Raw genomic sequence first — 17,933 nt, forward strand, 5'->3', positions numbered from 1 at the left:
GTTTATTGTCCTTGCTTTAGTTTAGCAAATAGCGAAAATATCGATACGGCAATGGCACCGGCAATAAAACCAAGAATCGCATTGAGTATGCTTGGTGTTATAAATGCCAGTACATAGCCCACATATTCGACTTCAGCAATCCATAGCGCTGTTTGTGTAATTAAACCGCTAACTTGATGAATACCATGTGTCAGAATACCTCCACCTACCATGAACATTGCTATCGTGCCGACAATTGTTAGTCCTTTCATTAAGTACGGTGCAGAGGTTAATAGACCAAAACCAAGCTTATGCCAAAAAGCAACTAAGGCCCCTTTACCTTGTCGTTTTGTTAAGTACAACCCTAAATCATCAATCTTAACAATGCCTGCTACCAATCCATAAACGCCAACAGTCATAATAATCGCAATGACACTTAAGGTTAAAAACTGACTTAACAAACTGCTTTGAGCCACAACACCCAAGCTAATCGCAATGATCTCTGCTGATAATACAAAATCAGTTCTAATTGCCCCCTTCACTTTTGTCTTTTCAAAAGCCGCAATATCTTCTGCTGATTTTTCTATAACAGCCTGCTCTGACAAGTCAGTTTGCCTATCTTTACGATGAACATACCAATGATGGACTTTTTCAAATCCTTCAAAGCATAAAAATAACCCACCAAACATGAGCAGCGGTGTTATTGCCCAAAGAATAAAAGCACTGATTAATAAAGCAGCTGGAACAAGAATTAATTTATTGAGAAAAGAGCCCTTAGCAACGGCCCACACAACAGGTAATTCACGTTCAGAGGCAACACCTGATACTTGCTGAGCATTTAGCGCTAAATCGTCTCCCAACACACCTGCTGTTTTTCTGGCAGCAACTTTACTCATAGCAGCAACATCATCCAAAATTGCAGCAATGTCATCCAATAACATTAATAAACTTGCGCCAGCCATATCTCGTCCTTGTTTGTCGTCAAAGTTCTTGTTTTGACTAATCGGGTTGCGATTAATGATGTTAATCGTATTTTTAAGGTTAAAACCTAAGCTTAATAATGCTTAACGATAGCTCAAGTCGACGTTTTACTTTCGACAAAGCGATTAAAAAGCGTATTGCCAGACTAATCCTAGTGTATCGAAATCATTCCCTATGCGTGTGATCACGCCCGTACTGGCATAAAGCTTCATACTATGATGTTGATTAAAGGCAAGTGAATACGTCAGTCCAAAACGTGAATTGTCCTCAGCATCATCAGCGTCAATTCCATTTTTGCTGGTTTCTCCGCCAACAAAGTAATTTCCGCTCAATGACACCCATTGCCCTGGTCCAATACTGTATATGACATGAGCTTGAAACGTGTATTGTGCTTGTTTCTCAAGTGACACTTGATTGTAAAACTCATCATTATCACTATAAATTCGAATTGACGTCATGGCATCGTAATACCAATTACCCACTCGGTACGACATCCCTATTCCTGGTCTAAATACCCATTGATTGGCACCAGCGTTGATCAGTTTATCTTCATCATAGGTTCCTAATGGCAAGCTAAGTTGCAAACTTGAGCCAACAACTAATCCATCTTTAGATTTAGCAAAATCTTTCCGTTGTAATGCTTGTGCACCATAAAAATTCCAAGTCAGACGCATTTTAGGATCGCCATAACCACATCTGTCAGCTTCAACAATGTCGTTTTGATAATTAGCTGAGCCTGCCATACAAATGCGAGATAAGGACATATCAAATTTTGATGAACTGCCCGCTAGCGCAAATGAGTACGCATAACCAAGCACGGCAGCATCTAACGTTAAATGTGCATCTTTGAGTGGAACTGAAGGTGATGGCGATAAGGCCCCTTCTGAGTGCAGATAGCCCAGGGCTAGAAAATGCATGTCGATAGGGATATTGGTATAACTGCGAGGTTCAAGATCTTGGCTATACACATGGGTATGCCAAAAAAGCGCTGTAATGCCTAACAAACTTATTTTGCTAAACCTTGTGAGCAATGCAAATGCACATCGATTAAATCGGGTTAATTCCTTCATAAATTACAAAGCATTTTCCATAATGACTGATATAAAACGGACTTACACAAGAAACAAAGACTTAAGTGATAGTCATTAGCGTGGCAAATGTCACTAAAACAAAATGCGGCACTGATTACCGCACTTTGAATAACATAACGTGGCTAACATAAGGTGGTTAACATAAGGTGGTTAACATAAAGTGACTATCATAAGGTAGCTAACATAAACCAAAGTCATTATTTGTTACGACTTATCAACGCCACCGCACGACTGCCTAACCACTAAATTAGTCGGAATTAACTGCGGTCCAACGTCCTTACCACGAATTAATTTCAAAAGACTTTCAACTAAAATTTCACCTGCCAGTTTAGTATTTTGTTTGACCGTAGTGAGCGCAGGGTTTGCAAAACTTGCAACCGGAATGTCATCATAACCAACAACGGCAATGTCTTCTGGTACATTAACGCCACGCTGTTTAAGTGCTCTTATTGCACCAATGGCGATTAAATCACTGGCAGCAAAGATTGAATCGAATTGATGCCCGCTATCTAATAATTTCATTGCAGCATCAAAACCTGAGCTTTCAGTGCTAATGGCATCAAATTGACATTTTTTATTGAGTTTAATACCCGCTTTTTTTAGCGCTTCGGCATGACCTAAATAACGGTCTCGAAACTCAGGGCTATGCTCTGATGCATCCCCTAAAAAGGCAATATTCTTAAAGTTTAATGAGAGAATGTGCTCTGTGGCGATAACACCGCCTTGGTGATTATCACAACCGATGGACAGCACTTCTTTGTTATTATGTTCAGCCCCCCAAATAATAAAGTGGGTATTTTGTTCTAATAACTTTTGCAGCTTATGTTCATAGTCTACGTAGTCTCCGTAACCTAATAATATAATCCCATCAGCTTTATTACTGTCTTCGTAATCTGCATGCCAATCACTCGAAAGCTGTTGAAATGAAACGAGTAAATCATACCCTTGCTGTGCAGTTGCACGGGTGATTGAACCAAGCATAGATAAAAAGAAAGGATTAATTAACGACTCATCGTTTGTGGGATCTTCACAAATTAACAGCGCTAAAGTATGGCTATTTTGGGTACGAAGATTACTGGCGTTTTTATCGACTTTGTAATTTAACTCTTTGGCAATAGCTTGAATGCGTTGTCGCGTTTCCAAGTTTACAAGTGGACTATTTCTCAACGCTCTAGAAACAGTAGATTGAGATACGCCAGCACGGTATGCGATATCAATTGAGGTAGCTTTAGATGTCATTTTGCATCAGGCCTTTTTATAGTTATTTTAGATACTCACGTATTGTTTATACCTAAAATAACGCTTCTTTTCACCGTTTAATTTTTTTTATAATCCTAACTCACTCAGTAAGTCGTCAGCATCATCAGCAACCACGACTGCTGGGTCTTTTTTCGCAGTTGATTTATCAGCTTCACCTTGTGTATTTCTGTGGGCTTCAATTAATGAGTCTGGGTCAAATTCTTCATCTAATTCAAACTCTTTTAATTTAATGAATTCAGTTTTATCCATCGCAAATTCTAAGTAAAAGATATGATTATCTGCCGTTTTGAACGACACTCTTCTTGATACTGCTTCATCTAAATTAGTATCAATCGATATGGTTAACTCTTTATTAATGGTCAACATTTTCGGCTGACTTTGACTGATAGATGTTTGTAATTCTTTAGACACAGTTTTAATGAAATCACCTAATATTTGATTCATTAACTCCCCCATGACATTACCAACGTCATCAGAGGTGTGTGAAAAAGCAAGCTCTGACTCTGGCATCCCCATATTTAACATGTATCGACGGTATATTTCTATTGCGGCTTCTTTAGAAAAGTTAATCACCACTAAACCAGAGAACCCGCCATCAAAAATTGAAAAACACCCTAAATCAGGCTTTAAACAAGTACGTGTAATGTTTTGCACCATACCGGCATGTGTAACTTGACTGTCGCTAGTGCTTGAAAGAACGTGGGAAACCGAGTGACATAATTTGAGTAAAATATCATCTGTTGTAACAACTTGAACTGAATCCATAACAATGTATACCTAGTTTTTACTTTTCCCTCATTCTGAGGCTTAACGAGTAATAAATCAAAGCCTAAACATCTCATTATCAAAAATAAACCATCAAGCTAACAAGCGTTACACTAACAAGCTGATATTGCGTATATTCTTTGTCATTTATTTGTGGGCCAACTCTACTCAACATATGTATCTTTTTGTAAAAACCTTTCAATAGATCACATATCAACTATTAAACAGTTCTTTCTGGAACTGTTTCTGTCTATATTTGCGCAATACATTGAACTTACTCTCTTTAAGGACGAACATGATCGCTTTCCTCAGACAGTTAACTATCTTAAAGCGCCTGATCATAATGCTCGCCCTGGCAGCAATAGGAACCGTTTGCTTTGCCAGCTTTTCAATTAACGAACAATACAATAATTTAATTGCCCAGAAGCAAGTTCAAATTGCTGCGCAAGTTAGCACCGCAACCTCAATGATTAATGCGCTATCAGCTGATTTGCCCCAATCTGCTGACCAACAGCAACAACAAGACATTCTTAATATTATTTCTCAACTCCGTTATGGCTCCAATGACGCTTATGTTGTTATCAATGATCAAAATGTCATTATTAGCTTTCCTGAAAGTCCAAACCTAGAAGGCCGCTCTTTTGAGCAATATATTGCCGCTGATGGCAGTAAACCGTTTGCACAACTTACCAGACAAGCTAAATCGACAACGACAAGTCACGTTGAATATAAAGATAATATTGCATCAACATCTGGCGTTGAAACTATTCTCGCAGGAGCCCAGTTCTACCCAGAATGGGGCTGGACTATTATCGCCCATGCCAGTGCGACCGACGTCATGGATAGCATGGGAAGTGTTGTTATCAACTATCTGATTATTATGATGTTGATTTCTATTCCTATCTTTACTTTCTTCTTATTACTGAATGTATCGATTACCTCCCCGATTAATGCAGCAATTGCAGCAATGGAGAATATTGCTAAAGGCGAAGGCGATTTATCACAGCGACTTGATAACAGTGGTAAGGATGAAGTGGCTAAAATGGCCGATGCGTTCAATGACTTTGTGATCAAAATTTCAGCCATGGTGTCGGATTTAAAACCACTTGGCCGTGATCTAGATAATGATGCACAACATTTATTAGTGGCTGTAGAAGAGTCGAACCAAAGCTCTGAGTTGATCCATAGTGAAACTCAAAGTGTTGCTACTGCGGTCAATGAAATGTTAGCGACTACCCATGATATGGCGCAAAACACTTATCAAGCCGCTGATGGTGCTAACAATGTTAAACAGCAAGCCGAGCAATCACACGCATTTATGCAGCAGACTGTGCATGAAACAGATCAGTTAGTAAATGAGTTAAAAAATGCAGAAAGCGCCACACATGACCTAGGCAAGTCTTCTGTAGAAATCAGTACAATACTAGATACCATTGGTGGTATTGCAGATCAAACCAACTTATTAGCACTAAATGCAGCAATTGAAGCCGCACGAGCAGGTGAATATGGCCGAGGTTTTGCTGTCGTTGCTGACGAAGTAAGAGCGTTAGCAACACGCACCCAAGCATCTACCAATGAAATTAATAAAATCATTACTGATATTCATAACGGCGTTGAGTCTGTTATCAAAAGTAATACTGAAACCCAGGAACAATCGATTCAATTGCAATCTAAGGCGTTACAGTCACAAGATGCCATGACAGAGATACTCGCCGTTATTGCTAATATCAGTGACATGAATACTCAGCTTGCCAGTGCCACAGAAGAGCAATCTCAAGTCACTGAAGAAATAAACCGTAACATTACCCGAATTTCTGAATTGACTGAAATAGCTGTAAAAACCAATGAAACAAACTCTGAAGCAGCGCAATCATTACAAACGATTAGCCAAACTGTTACTGAGACACTAGGTCAATTTAAAACCAGCTAATGTAATGACAGCTAAAGCCTAATGTATTAGTAATAAATAAGTCACCTTTTTATACCAGCAAGCGCCATCTTGTGGCGTTAATGCTGGTATATCTCTTAGTCGCTCTCCTAAATGACCTCGTAAAATTCATCTTCAAATAAGCCTTAACACGTAAAGTCTCTGTCAGCCTAAAAAGCTTTGCGGTATCATGCTTCGCAAGCCCATTATTAAGAGTTACCTGTTGATGTACGAAAAGACTGTTACCATTATTGCCCCTCACGGAATTCACACTCGACCTGCCGCATTATTAGTCAAAGCAGCAAAAAACTTTGACTGTGACGTCATTGTCGAATGTAATGGAAAACAAGCAAGCGCCAAAAGTCTATTTAAATTGCAAACTCTTGGCTTATTTCAAGGCCAATCGGTTAAGGTATTTGCTGAAGGAGAACAGGCAGAAAAAGCGGTAGAAACCGTGTCTGAATTGCTAATTACACTCAGTTAACAGGATAGTTTATGGCTTTAACAGGAATCGTAGTGTCACCAGGAATTGCTTTTGGACAAGCAGTTCATATCAATTTGCATCATCAACATGTTGATTACCGATTACTGCCTGTTGCGTCAATTAAAAGTGAATGTGACAAAGCCATTAAAGCCATAGACTTTTTGGCAAAACACCTCAAGCATTGCCAAGTTAACCTTGATACTGAAAGCGACCATTTTCATCTAATTGATGCTGATATCATGCTATTAGAAGATGAAGATTTAGCTGATGAACTCACCCAATATATTACTCGATTTCGTTTCTCTGCCGTTGCCTCCATTGAACGGATTTTTGCGCAACATGCTGAAGAGCTAGCCAAGCTAGAGGATCCTTATCTCGCTAACCGTAGTAATGATGTTATTTGTTTAGGTAAGCGATTAATGTCTGCCGTCAATGGTACGCTTCAATGGGATGTATCAAAACTCACTGATAATAGTATTTTGCTGGCTGAGGATATAACACCTGCAGAATTTGCCACCATTCCGCTTAACAAAATAAAAGGCATTGTGCTTAAAACTGGCGGGCTCACTAGCCACACCGCTATTTTGGCCAAAGCTGCTGGGATACCTGCGTTATTAAGTTGTCAATTCGATGACTATGACATTCAAGATGGTGCCCCGCTAATTTTAGACGCCTTTAGTGGTGAATTGCATGTTAATCCCGTTGCTGAAACACAGCTGCAACTAGAGCAAAAAGCCACCGCAGAAAAAGAACGCCGAGAAGCACTTTTACATTATGTTGATAAACCCAGTGTCACCCGAGACGGCCATCCTGTCTGTTTGCTTGCCAACGTCAGTAGCATGAGTGATTTCACTCAGATAGAGCGCAGCGGCGCTGCTGGCGTTGGGTTATTTAGGACAGAGTTTTTACTTATGCAAGTCGACTCAGTTCCAGATGAAAAACAGCAGTTCAAACAATACTGCGATGCATTACATAGCTTAAATGGCAAGGTCCTTACCATACGTACCTTTGATATCGGAGCGGACAAAGAAATCCCTTGCCTTACTCAACAATATGAAGATAACCCGGCATTAGGCGTACGTGGTATTCGGTATAGCTTACAACACCAACACCTTTTTACGACTCAAATTAAAGCAGTACTTCGCGCAGCGAATCATGGACGTATCCGATTACTATTCCCAATGGTTAATCAAATTGAAGAGTTGGAGTTCGCGCTAGAATTAATTGATTGGTGCAAACAACAGTTAATTGAAGAAGAAAAAGGCTTTGGTGATCTTAATATCGGCATCATGGTTGAAACACCAGCAGCAGTGTTAAATTTACCGCATCTACTGCCACGACTTGATTTTGTTAGTATCGGTAGTAATGACTTAACCCAATATACTCTAGCAGCTGATCGCGGTAATCCTGTGCTAGTTAATGATTATCCGCCAGTTTCTCCAGCAATGATAAAGTTCATAAAAATGGCTGTAGACACCTGCAAAATACACCAAACAAAAGTCTGCCTTTGCGGCGAATTAGCCAGTGACACGAAATTAATTAGTTTACTCGTCGGTCTAGGAATTGATGAGCTCAGTGTTAATACTGCCAGTTTATTGGATGTAAAAGCGACCATTTGCAATGGTCAATACCAACAGTTTTATCAGCAAGCCCAACAAGCATTAGGGTTTAGCCATATTGAACAACTTAATCAATTATTCAGCTAATTTGACTAATTTACTTGAAAACAATAATTATTGTTTATAAAAAAATCAGACAGCACTAGAATAAAACCATAATAACATTACAAAAAGAGGCTATATCTCATGGGATTTTTAAGCCGTATTCGCCGACTTATATCTGGGCAGCCGACCTTAACTGGCGGCATTGAAATTTTTGCGCCTGTTTCTGGCGACCTAGTAGACATTGAAAAAGTACCCGACGTAGTATTCGCAGAAAAGATTGTCGGTGATGGATTAGCAATTAACCCAACTGGAGAGCTTATTTTAGCCCCTATTGATGGCACCATTGGCAAAATTTTTGAAACTAATCATGCTTTCAGTATTGAGTCCCCTCAGGGGCTCGAATTATTTGTTCATTTTGGTGTCGGCACAGTAGAGCTTAGAGGCAATGGCTTTAAGCGACTCGCTGAAGAAGGACAACAAGTTAAAGTTGGCGATCCAATTTTACAATTTGATTTAGACTACTTAACCGATCAAGTAGAGAGTCTACTTACCCCAGTTGTGCTTGCTAACATGGAAGATATTCAATACTTAGTAAAAGCTCAAGGTCCTGTAACAGCTGGTAAAAGTGTCATTTTTACCGTTGAGCTTTAAATTCGATTTACATTGTAGATATGGGTTATAGCTAAAAACAGGCTTGCTTTAACCCATCATTGAACAGAGCGCGTGCAATATTCAGCTATAGATGAAAAGCAATAACTGCAATGCGTAACAATAACTTAATTCAAGGAATACATTACCCCATGAGCAACAGTGTTATTTATGGTATTAAAAACTGCGATACAGTGCGTAAAGCACGTAAATGGCTAGAAGCAGAAAATCAGCCATTCACCTTCCATGACTTTCGTGAAGATGGCATCACAGCTGATATTATCAACCAGTGGTTTGAGTTAACTGATTGGGAGCTACTGTTTAATAAACGTAGCACGAGTTTTAGAAATTTAACCGATGATCAAAAAGCCGATATTGATCAGAAAAAGGCGCTCGAGCTGATGCTGGAGTTTCCAACGCTAATTAAACGTCCTGTATTAATAACAAATAATAAAATATTAATCGGTTTCAAAGCTGCAGACTATCAAGCGTGGTTTAACTAATGACCCAGGACGTACTTGAGCTAACTAAAGATTTACTCGCACGCCCGTCAGTAACCCCACTTGATGAAGGCTGTCAAACTTTGATGGCCGATAGGTTATCTGCTGTTGGTTTCAACATTGAATCAATGGTATTTGAAGACACCACCAACATGTGGGCAAGAAAAGGCATTAAAAGCCCCGTTTTTTGTTTTGCTGGACACACTGATGTTGTTCCCACAGGCGATTTAAACAAATGGCACACTCCACCATTTGAACCAACTGTCATCGATGATTATGTTCATGGTCGCGGCGCAGCCGATATGAAAGGATCATTAGCAGCTATGGTTATTGCTACAGAACGCTTTCTGGCAAAACACCCAGATCATAATGGCTCTATAGCTTTTTTAATTACCAGCGACGAAGAAGGCCCATTTATTAATGGTACAACTCGTGTCATTGATACCCTTGAAGCTCGTAATGAAAAAATTACTTGGTCACTGGTTGGTGAGCCTTCATCGACTCATAAGTTAGGTGATGTGGTTAAAAACGGTCGTCGTGGTAGTTTAACCGGTAATTTAACGGTGAAAGGGATTCAAGGACACGTTGCCTACCCTCACCTTGCTGATAACCCTATTCATAAAGCCTCACCAGCACTTGCTGAACTCGCGCAAATGCATTGGGATAACGGTAATGAATTTTTCCCACCAACCAGTTTCCAAATAGCAAATATTAACGGTGGTACAGGCGCATCTAATGTTATCCCTGGTGATTTACAGGTAATGTTTAACTTCAGATACTCAACTGAAGTCACAGCCGATGAATTAATCAAACGTGTACTAAACATACTTGATGCCCATGGGCTCGATTATGATATTGATTGGGTATTTAATGGTCTTCCTTTCCTTACTGGCGATGGCCCATTGCTGGACGCAACGAAAGACGCCATTTTTGAAGTCACAGGCTATGAAACCGACCCGCAAACTTCAGGTGGCACGTCAGATGGCCGATTCATCGCCCCCACTGGTGCTCAAGTTATTGAATTAGGCCCGGTAAATGCGACAATTCATAAAGTGAATGAGTGTGTAAAAATCTCAGATCTTGAACTATTGGCCAAATGTTACGAGTCTATTCTGGAAAAGCTCCTTTGCTAACCTCTTCACTCAAAAGTATTGCTCATCCGGCTCTTTATGGGCTGGATGCTGAGCATCTTGTCTCTATTGATCAGTTTCTGCTAACTCAAAAAACAGCTGCAGCTTTTCAGCGGTTACAAAAGCATGCGGCAGATTCAGGTATTAATATTCAAATCTGCTCCGCCTATCGTGATTTTCATAGGCAAATGGCAATTTGGAATGCTAAAGCTCATGGTAAACGAGTACTACTCGATATTAATAACCAACCTATTGATAGCAAATGTCTTTCAGAAAATGAACTCATAGATTGTATTTTAACCTGGTCAGCCTTGCCTGGTGCCTCCCGCCATCATTGGGGGACTGATATCGATATATTTGATGCCAACAATATCCAAAAAGCTGACTTAGCTTTGATTACGGATGAATATAAGGGCAATGGACCATGTGCTCAGTTAGCCAGTTGGTTAACGCAACATGCCCATGAGTTTGGTTTCTACCTACCGTATCAACCTAATAAGAGTGGTGTTAGCCCAGAGCCTTGGCATTTAAGTTACTATCCAGAATCGTCGCAATTTATGTCACATTATCAGGTAGAATCTTTAAGACAGCTCTTGTCTCAATCAGAAATCGCTTTACAATCTGCGCTACTTAAAAGACTAGATAAACTTGTAGAAGAATATGTTTTTTACGTTGCGCAGCCGCCAAATCAATAAACATTGATAATGTTTATTGATTCCAGTAACGATAGCTGCCATGACCGTATTCAAATAATCAAACACTATCGCTAAAAACATCGAGAACCACATGACAAAGCCGCTACATTACTTAACTGCCACAATTGATGGCCAATCTATGTATTACTCAGATAGTGATAAACACAATACAGATTCACAACCTATTGTATTCATTCATGGCTTTTTAACAGACAGTAGTATGTGGCAAGCTCAAATCGATGCGCTTAAATCACAACATCGGTGTATCGCCATTGATTTATGGTCACATGGTCAATCAGATCCTATGCCTAAGGGAACAACATCACTGGTCACCATCGCTGAGCAATATTTATCATTGTTATCATCACTTGGCCTTAACCAGTTCAGATTAGTTGCTAACGGTTCAGGTTGTGCAATTGCCGCAGAGATGGCATTGATATCGCCCACATCAGTTACAAAAATGGTGATGGCGAACGGCTTTATTGGTTTTGAGCCACAAGTTAACTGCATCAAATATCAGCAATGGATTGATCAAATCAGCCAACAACAAAGCTGCTCTAAAGAGATGGCTGACCTTATTACAGAGCAGTATTTCGCTAATCTTGCAATTGAGAGCCATAACAATGAGGTGAGTCATTCGGATAATAGTAGTGATGCAAACACGAATAACTCATTAACTCCAGAAAGGTTTTCTCAAGCGCTTCAAAATCTCAGTCCAAATAACATTGCTGAGCTTGTATTGATGGCGCCACTTTTTCTATACAAGCGAGACACACTCGAGTTAGCGGAGCAATTAACTTTGCCTTGCCTCATTTTAGTTGGCGAGCAAAACAAGTTAAGAACAGTTTTAGAAGCTTACTTAATGCAGGATTGCATTACAGGTTGTACCTTAAAACAACTTACTGCAGCAGGCCACTTAGCAAATGTTGAACAGGCTGCCATGTTTAATCAACATTTGATCAATTTTTTTCGAAAACTAACCTAAAGGTTAGTCTTGTACGCTGTGCCTCACACTCGTCAATCAATGACAAATACGCTTAAGAACTCAGCTGTAGTGGCTGAGTTCGCTATTTCTAAATCAGTATTCTCAATCTATTTCGAATGGATAGACCAGCATAACAATAAATACTGATATACTCTAAAAATGATATTAATCAGACAGTTTACGAATCTGAATTAGCATACTTTTATTTATTAGGGTCTACCAAACACGATGAAATTACTTAAACCACTTTTTGATAATAACCGCCGCTGGGCCGAACGCATTAACGAAGAAGACCCTGAATTCTTTAAACAGCTAGCACAACAACAGAGCCCTGAATATTTGTGGATCGGTTGTTCTGATAGCCGTGTTCCATCAAATCAAATTATTGACCTAATGCCAGGCGAAGTCTTTGTTCATCGTAATATCGCTAACATGGTCATACACACCGACTTAAACTGTTTGTCAGTTATTCAATATGCGGTTGAAGTACTAAAAGTCAAACATATCATGGTGGTAGGTCATTACGGTTGTGGTGGTGTTAAAGCATCAATGACTACTGAGCGCTTTGGTTTAATTGATAACTGGTTGGGACATTTAAAAGATATTTATCGTATTCACCGTAGCGATTTAGAGCAGCTTGATGACGAAAAACGATTCGACAGATTGTGCGAATTAAATGTGATGGAACAAGTCGCCAATGTAAGTAGCACCTCAATTGTTCAAGATGCATGGGATCGTGGTCAAGAACTGGCTATTCACGGCTGGATCTACGGCATTAATAATGGATTATTGACTGATTTAGATGTCACGGTATCAAGTGAGCATGCAGACAATAAAGCGTAATAACCAGTAATAATCAATCATACAGCAAACTTAACGTCCATTTACACATTTACAATAATAGGTATATGGACTTGTTTGCCTGGTATTTAACCCTCTCGTATCGCTAGATACTCAATAAACCCCTTCAAATTTGTCATCTTTAGCTATTATTGAACAACATCAATCTTAAATAACGTCGGTTAAATATTAATCGAAATAGAGAAGGTTTAGCTGTTTATGCATTCTTGGGCAAGTAAACTCACCTACTTCGCTCAGATAAGGTCATATTGTTAATGCATTTAGTTGCCTAACACAGTTATAATCTTCGGGTTTATTTAGCGCGACCTCGCGCACTGCATTTTTTAGGAGATAATTTCCATGCCAGGTTTTGAATTATTTGGACCAGAGGAAAAGCAAGAAGTCGCTGACGTGATGGAAAACGGTTTTACCTTTCGCTACAACTTCGATCACATGCGTAACGATCGTTGGAAAACACGTGAAATGGAAGCGCTTCTTTGTGAAAAGATGAACGCAAAACATGCGCATCTTGTTTCTAGTGGTACCGCTGCATTACAAACGGCAATGGCTGCTGCAGGTATTGGCGCAGGCGACGAAGTTATTGTTCCACCGTTTACTTTTGTTGCATCTGTAGAAGCAGTATTTATGGCTGGTGCCGTACCTATTTTCGCTGAAATTGATGAAACACTATGTCTATCACCAGAAGGCATTGAAGCTGCAATTACTCCACGCACTAAAGCAATTAACCTTGCTCATATGTGTGGTTCTATGGCTAAAATGGATGAAATTTTAGCGGTATGTAAAAAACATAACCTAGTGATCCTTGAAGATGCATGTCAAGCTATTGGCGGCAGCTACAAAGGTAAAGCATTAGGCACAATCGGTGATGTTGGTTGTTATTCATTTGATTCAGTTAAAACCATCACCTGTGGTGAAGGCGGCGCTATCATGACTAACAATGAAACCATCTATAACCATGCACACATGTTCTCAGATCACGGTCATGACCATGTTGGAAATGATCGCGGCGCTGAAGGCCACCCAATCATGGGGCTGAACTTCCGCATCTCAGAAATGAACTCAGCGATGGGTCTGGCACAGCTTCGTAAGCTTGATAAAATTATTGATATCCAGCGTACTAATAAAAAGCTAATCAAAGATGCAATGGCCGAAATCCCTGAAGTCACATTCCGTGAAATCCCAGATCCTGAAGGTGACTCAGCAGGTTTCTTAACCTTCTTAATGCCGACCGAAGAGCGCACAATTGAAATCAACAAGAAGTTAGCAGAAAACGGCGTTGATGGTTGTTTCTATTGGTATGTTAACAACTGGCACTACTTAAACAACTGGAAACATATTCAAGAGCTTAAATCGCCAGCTGCTTTACCGATCACATTAATTCAAGATCGTCCAGATTACACTAAAGTGGAAACACCAAAGTCTGATGCAATCATGAGTCGTACTATCTCTATGTTAATCAAGTTATCTTGGACAGAAGAAGAAATTGCTCAACGTATTGAAAACATCAAGCGTGCTTTTGCTTAATTAATCCTACTCTTTCTATTGAGCTAAAGCTTACCAAGCAAGTAATAGCTCAATAGTACTTTTTACAGTACTAGTCTCAACGGAGAATGTTGTAATGAGTTTCAAAAATTTTAAGTGTGTGCCAAAAATGATTTTTGGTCGCGGTTCTTTTGCTCAACTTGATGCCGTACTTGCAGAAGAGCGTAAAGAAGCTAACGATTTCGTGGTTTTTTTAGTTGATGATGTGCATCAAGATAAGCCACTTGCAGGCCGTGTCCCTGCAAAGGACCATGATTTATTAATCTACGTGAATGTAGATGATGAGCCGACAACGAAACAAGTTGATGACTTAACCGCACAAGTTCAAGCATTTAATTCGAAAGCACCTGTAAGTGTGATTGGTTTAGGTGGTGGTTCAACACTTGATTTAGCTAAAGCTGTGTCACTTATGCTGACCAATGAAGGCGGTAGTGCTGAATACCAAGGTTGGGATTTAATTAAGAACCCTGCTATTCATCATATTGGTATTCCAACTGTATCAGGTACTGGTGCAGAAGCATCACGTACAGCTGTACTTTGTGGTCCAGTACGTAAGTTAGGTTTGAACTCAGATTACACTGTGTTTGACCAAATTATCATGGATTCAGAGTTAATTGCTGGTGTACCAACTGATCAATGGTTCTACACGGGCATGGATTGTTATATCCATTGTGTTGAGTCATTAGAGGGCACATACTTAAATGAATTTGCTAAAGCATTTGCCGAAAAATCAATGGATTTATGCCGCGAAGTGTTCTTAGACAATCATGAAGAAAAAGATGACAAGCTCATGATGGCTTCATACATGGGTGGCATGAGCATCGCATACAGCCAAGTAGGTGCATGTCATGCGGTATCTTATGGTCTAGGTTACGTGTTGGGTTACCATCACGGTATAGGTAACTGTTTAGCATTTGACGTACTTGAAGAGTTTTACCCTGAAGGTGTTAAAGAGTTCCGTAAAATGATGGAAGTTCACAACATCACTTTACCTAAGAATATCTGTAAAGACTTACCAGATGAAACCATTGCTAAAATGGTTGCTGTAACTAAGAGCATGGGTCCATTATGGGACAATGTTTATGGCGAAGGCTGGGAAGAGAAAGTAACAGACGAAATGCTGACTAAACTTTTCCGTCGTATTTAATAGCCCCCCTCGCTATAATTAAGGGCTCTTTTGAGCCCTTTTGTTTATCGAATAATGATAAGTAGGTTTTTTAATGAAAGTTACCCTTTTAATCCCTGCTAGATATGGTTCTAGCCGTTTTCCTGGCAAACCACTAGCACCTATTAATGGTAAGCCAATGATCCAGCACGTTTTTGAGCGAGCATCATTAGCCAAAGGATTAGATAATATTTACGTTGCGACAGATGACGACCGTATCAAAGAAGCGGTTGAATCATTTGGTGGACAAGTCGTCATGACAAGCCCAGAAGCTGCGTCGGGTACTGACCGTATAAATGATGCCATTAGTCAATTGGGTCTTGATGATGACGATTTAGTCATTAACCTTCAAGGTGATCAACCGCTAATTGATCCTATTTCAATTGAACAAATCATTAGTTTGTTTGAACGTCACCCAGGTGAGTTTGAAATGGCGACATTAGGTTTTGAAATCATTGATAAGCAAGAAAGAGACGACCCACTTCACGTGAAGATGGTATTCGACAATGAATTTAATGCCTTATATTTCTCTCGTTCTTGTATTCCGTTTGGCCGAGATACAGACGACTATCCTGTATACAAGCATTTAGGCGTATATGCTTACACTCGCCGTTTTGTAAATGCTTTTGCAAAGCTTCCTCTAGGTAGATTAGAAGACTTAGAGAAATTAGAGCAACTTCGAGCGCTTGAGTACGGTCACAAGATTAAGGTTGCAATCAGTGCATTTGACTCGCCTGAAGTAGATACGCCTGAAGATATTCGTAAATGTGAACAACGTTTAGCTGTTGATTAACTGAACATCAAAATTTGAGGCAACTATGGATTTATCTGGATTAGAAGTTTGGATCATTATCATTTTGGTGGTTGGTATTATTGCGAGTAATTTAGCCGTATTGAAATACAGTGCTAAATTTAAAATGCCGCAGTTTGGCGATCCTAAAAAGCCTTCTGACAGCCAAGGCAAATCTAACACTGAGCATTCAGCATCAGATTCAGAGACTCAAAAAGATAAGTAATATTATCTTCACTATCAGTAAAAGTATCCCAAGAAAAAGGTGACATTATGTCACCTTTTTTATATTCAATTGTTAAGGCCGTTATGAGTGCAAACTCGTTGGCTTAATCGGCCTTGACTATGGGTTCGCTTTCAGCATGCTGGCTGTCTGGCCAAGCATTAATAACGGCTTTAACTAGCGATGCTAATGGTATCGCAAAAAAGACTCCCCAAACGCCCCATAAGCCTCCAAAAACCAACACCGCGGCAATAATAAGTACAGGATGTAAATCAACAGCATCTGAGAACAATATAGGTACTAAGACATTACCATCAAGCGCCTGAATAATCCCATAACCAATCATTACATAACCAAATTCAGGGCTCACACCCCACTGAACAAAAGCGACAAGTGCAATGGGTAAAGTCACTAAAGTGGCGCCAACGTAAGGAATTAACACTGACAATCCTGTTAACACTCCTAAAAGTGCTGAATACCTCAAGTCCATAACGGCAAAAAAGATATAACTCACTGCCCCAACAATAACGATTTCAATCACTTTACCGCGGATATAATTAAAGATTTGCTGATCCATTTCAAACCAGACTTTACGTGCTAAATCACGGTTATTAGGGAAAAATCGTTTGCTGCTTTTAATCAGTTGTTCTTTGTCTTTTAAAAAGAAGAACACAAGTAAAGGAACTAAAATGACGTACACCATTAACACAAGTAAAGATGCTGAATAGCCCAGAAGTTGCTTACCGATATCCAGCAAGTGCTGAGTATCCAGTAGTTTTTTAAGCTCAATCACCATCGCATCAATTTGTTCAATACTGATGTATTGTGGGTACTTTTCACTCAGTGACACTAAAGATTGCATGCCTGTATCAATCATTACAGGTAAATCAGTGGCTAAAGCGATACCTTGTCGCCATAGACTTGGCACTAAACCAAATGCGATCAGCACCATCAAGCCGATAAATAAAACTAAAATTAACGAGGCCCCAACACTTCGATTAATGCCAAAACGAGAAATTTGAGCCACTGGCCACTCAAGCAAAAACGCTAAAACTAATGCGACCAATAAAGGCGCTAGCAAGCCACCAGCAAAATACAGTAGTAATCCAATTCCGAGTAAGATAAACAAAAGCGTGATAGCTTGTGGGTCGCTGAATCTCGCTTTATACCAATCGCCTAAATAAGAGAGCATGTAAAATACCTAAAAAAATGTCGCACTTTGAATTCACTATTTAATGATATT

18 protein-coding genes are annotated in these 17,933 nt (G+C 39.7%); 13 read left to right on the forward strand and 5 right to left on the reverse strand.

Annotation, left to right across the window (positions count from 1 at the left end; genetic code table 11):
• Window positions 1-2: 2 nt before the first annotated feature.
• The 4 genes from SJ2017_RS11355 to SJ2017_RS11370 form a co-directional block, all read right to left on the reverse strand.
• Window positions 3-941, reverse strand: coding sequence for a DUF808 domain-containing protein (locus SJ2017_RS11355; RefSeq protein ID WP_080915832.1), 939 nt, complete (start codon window positions 939-941; stop codon window positions 3-5).
• Window positions 942-1,085: 144 nt separating this feature from the next.
• Complete coding sequence (locus tag SJ2017_RS11360; protein WP_080915833.1) at window positions 1,086-2,030, reverse strand: transporter; 945 nt, start codon at window positions 2,028-2,030, stop codon at window positions 1,086-1,088.
• A gap of 225 nt (window positions 2,031-2,255) precedes the next feature.
• Window positions 2,256-3,290, reverse strand: coding sequence for a LacI family DNA-binding transcriptional regulator (locus tag SJ2017_RS11365; RefSeq protein WP_080915834.1), 1,035 nt, complete (start codon window positions 3,288-3,290; stop codon window positions 2,256-2,258).
• Window positions 3,291-3,377: 87 nt separating this feature from the next.
• Window positions 3,378-4,076, reverse strand: coding sequence for a DUF3334 family protein (locus SJ2017_RS11370; RefSeq protein ID WP_080915835.1), 699 nt, complete (start codon window positions 4,074-4,076; stop codon window positions 3,378-3,380).
• Between the two features lie 295 nt (window positions 4,077-4,371).
• Here SJ2017_RS11370 and SJ2017_RS11375 point away from each other — a divergent pair, with 295 nt between their 5' ends.
• From SJ2017_RS11375 to SJ2017_RS11435, 13 genes are all read left to right on the forward strand, one after another.
• Complete coding sequence (locus SJ2017_RS11375) at window positions 4,372-6,006, forward strand: methyl-accepting chemotaxis protein (protein ID WP_080915836.1); 1,635 nt, start codon at window positions 4,372-4,374, stop codon at window positions 6,004-6,006.
• 223 nt (window positions 6,007-6,229) lie between these two features.
• On the forward strand, window positions 6,230-6,487 hold the full coding sequence (locus SJ2017_RS11380; protein ID WP_080915837.1) for an HPr family phosphocarrier protein: 258 nt from the start codon (window positions 6,230-6,232) through the stop codon (window positions 6,485-6,487).
• An 11-nt stretch (window positions 6,488-6,498) separates the two neighbouring features.
• Entirely contained in the window at window positions 6,499-8,193 is a 1,695-nt protein-coding gene (ptsP, locus tag SJ2017_RS11385; protein WP_080915838.1) for a phosphoenolpyruvate--protein phosphotransferase, read from the forward strand.
• Window positions 8,194-8,292: 99 nt separating this feature from the next.
• Complete coding sequence (gene crr, locus SJ2017_RS11390) at window positions 8,293-8,802, forward strand: PTS glucose transporter subunit IIA (protein WP_065107979.1); 510 nt, start codon at window positions 8,293-8,295, stop codon at window positions 8,800-8,802.
• 149 nt (window positions 8,803-8,951) lie between these two features.
• A complete protein-coding gene (locus tag SJ2017_RS11395; protein ID WP_080915839.1) occupies window positions 8,952-9,302 on the forward strand; it encodes an ArsC family reductase in 351 nt (116 codons plus the stop codon).
• Window positions 9,302-10,432, forward strand: coding sequence for a succinyl-diaminopimelate desuccinylase (gene dapE, locus SJ2017_RS11400; RefSeq protein WP_080915840.1), 1,131 nt, complete (start codon window positions 9,302-9,304; stop codon window positions 10,430-10,432). The genes SJ2017_RS11395 and dapE overlap by 1 nt, the downstream gene beginning before the upstream one ends.
• Window positions 10,426-11,124, forward strand: a complete 699-nt coding sequence (locus tag SJ2017_RS11405; RefSeq protein WP_080915841.1) for a M15 family metallopeptidase — start codon at window positions 10,426-10,428, stop codon at window positions 11,122-11,124. Before dapE ends, SJ2017_RS11405 begins: the two co-directional genes overlap by 7 nt.
• Before the next feature lie 91 nt (window positions 11,125-11,215).
• Entirely contained in the window at window positions 11,216-12,109 is an 894-nt protein-coding gene (locus SJ2017_RS11410; RefSeq protein ID WP_080915842.1) for an alpha/beta fold hydrolase, read from the forward strand.
• A gap of 228 nt (window positions 12,110-12,337) precedes the next feature.
• Window positions 12,338-12,952: a carbonate dehydratase gene (can, locus tag SJ2017_RS11415; protein WP_055025998.1), complete on the forward strand. Its 615-nt coding sequence runs from the start codon at window positions 12,338-12,340 to the stop codon at window positions 12,950-12,952.
• A 357-nt stretch (window positions 12,953-13,309) separates the two neighbouring features.
• Window positions 13,310-14,494 carry an 8-amino-3,8-dideoxy-alpha-D-manno-octulosonate transaminase KdnA gene (gene kdnA / locus SJ2017_RS11420; RefSeq protein WP_080915843.1) on the forward strand — a complete coding sequence of 395 codons (1,185 nt, stop codon included), beginning with the start codon at window positions 13,310-13,312 and terminating at the stop codon, window positions 14,492-14,494.
• Between the two features lie 94 nt (window positions 14,495-14,588).
• Window positions 14,589-15,659, forward strand: coding sequence for a 3-deoxy-alpha-D-manno-octulosonate 8-oxidase KdnB (kdnB, locus tag SJ2017_RS11425; protein ID WP_055025996.1), 1,071 nt, complete (start codon window positions 14,589-14,591; stop codon window positions 15,657-15,659).
• A gap of 73 nt (window positions 15,660-15,732) precedes the next feature.
• On the forward strand, window positions 15,733-16,470 hold the full coding sequence (gene kdsB, locus SJ2017_RS11430) for an 8-amino-3,8-dideoxy-manno-octulosonate cytidylyltransferase KdsB (RefSeq protein WP_055025995.1): 738 nt from the start codon (window positions 15,733-15,735) through the stop codon (window positions 16,468-16,470).
• A 25-nt stretch (window positions 16,471-16,495) separates the two neighbouring features.
• Window positions 16,496-16,693 carry a DUF2897 family protein gene (locus SJ2017_RS11435; protein ID WP_065107974.1) on the forward strand — a complete coding sequence of 66 codons (198 nt, stop codon included), beginning with the start codon at window positions 16,496-16,498 and terminating at the stop codon, window positions 16,691-16,693.
• A 103-nt stretch (window positions 16,694-16,796) separates the two neighbouring features.
• Here the strand turns inward: SJ2017_RS11435 and SJ2017_RS11440 are convergent, their stop codons facing one another.
• Window positions 16,797-17,882 (reverse strand): AI-2E family transporter, encoded by a 1,086-nt coding sequence (locus SJ2017_RS11440; RefSeq protein WP_080915844.1) that lies wholly within the window; start codon window positions 17,880-17,882, stop codon window positions 16,797-16,799.
• Window positions 17,883-17,933 lie beyond the last annotated feature (51 nt).

Source organism: Shewanella japonica (assembly GCF_002075795.1).
Lineage (GTDB): Bacteria > Pseudomonadota > Gammaproteobacteria > Enterobacterales > Shewanellaceae > Shewanella > Shewanella japonica.

Coding starts and splice junctions, on each gene's coding strand:
- SJ2017_RS11355 (WP_080915832.1), bottom strand. CDS start 941: ATGGCTGGCGCAAGTTTATTAATGTTATTGGATGACATTGCTGCAATT.
- SJ2017_RS11360 (WP_080915833.1), bottom strand. CDS start 2,030: ATGAAGGAATTAACCCGATTTAATCGATGTGCATTTGCATTGCTCACA.
- SJ2017_RS11365 (WP_080915834.1), bottom strand. CDS start 3,290: ATGACATCTAAAGCTACCTCAATTGATATCGCATACCGTGCTGGCGTA.
- SJ2017_RS11370 (WP_080915835.1), bottom strand. CDS start 4,076: ATGGATTCAGTTCAAGTTGTTACAACAGATGATATTTTACTCAAATTA.
- SJ2017_RS11375 (WP_080915836.1), top strand. CDS start 4,372: ATGATCGCTTTCCTCAGACAGTTAACTATCTTAAAGCGCCTGATCATA.
- SJ2017_RS11380 (WP_080915837.1), top strand. CDS start 6,230: ATGTACGAAAAGACTGTTACCATTATTGCCCCTCACGGAATTCACACT.
- ptsP (WP_080915838.1), top strand. CDS start 6,499: ATGGCTTTAACAGGAATCGTAGTGTCACCAGGAATTGCTTTTGGACAA.
- crr (WP_065107979.1), top strand. CDS start 8,293: ATGGGATTTTTAAGCCGTATTCGCCGACTTATATCTGGGCAGCCGACC.
- SJ2017_RS11395 (WP_080915839.1), top strand. CDS start 8,952: ATGAGCAACAGTGTTATTTATGGTATTAAAAACTGCGATACAGTGCGT.
- dapE (WP_080915840.1), top strand. CDS start 9,302: ATGACCCAGGACGTACTTGAGCTAACTAAAGATTTACTCGCACGCCCG.
- SJ2017_RS11410 (WP_080915842.1), top strand. CDS start 11,216: ATGACAAAGCCGCTACATTACTTAACTGCCACAATTGATGGCCAATCT.
- can (WP_055025998.1), top strand. CDS start 12,338: ATGAAATTACTTAAACCACTTTTTGATAATAACCGCCGCTGGGCCGAA.
- kdnA (WP_080915843.1), top strand. CDS start 13,310: ATGCCAGGTTTTGAATTATTTGGACCAGAGGAAAAGCAAGAAGTCGCT.
- kdnB (WP_055025996.1), top strand. CDS start 14,589: ATGAGTTTCAAAAATTTTAAGTGTGTGCCAAAAATGATTTTTGGTCGC.
- kdsB (WP_055025995.1), top strand. CDS start 15,733: ATGAAAGTTACCCTTTTAATCCCTGCTAGATATGGTTCTAGCCGTTTT.
- SJ2017_RS11435 (WP_065107974.1), top strand. CDS start 16,496: ATGGATTTATCTGGATTAGAAGTTTGGATCATTATCATTTTGGTGGTT.
- SJ2017_RS11440 (WP_080915844.1), bottom strand. CDS start 17,882: ATGCTCTCTTATTTAGGCGATTGGTATAAAGCGAGATTCAGCGACCCA.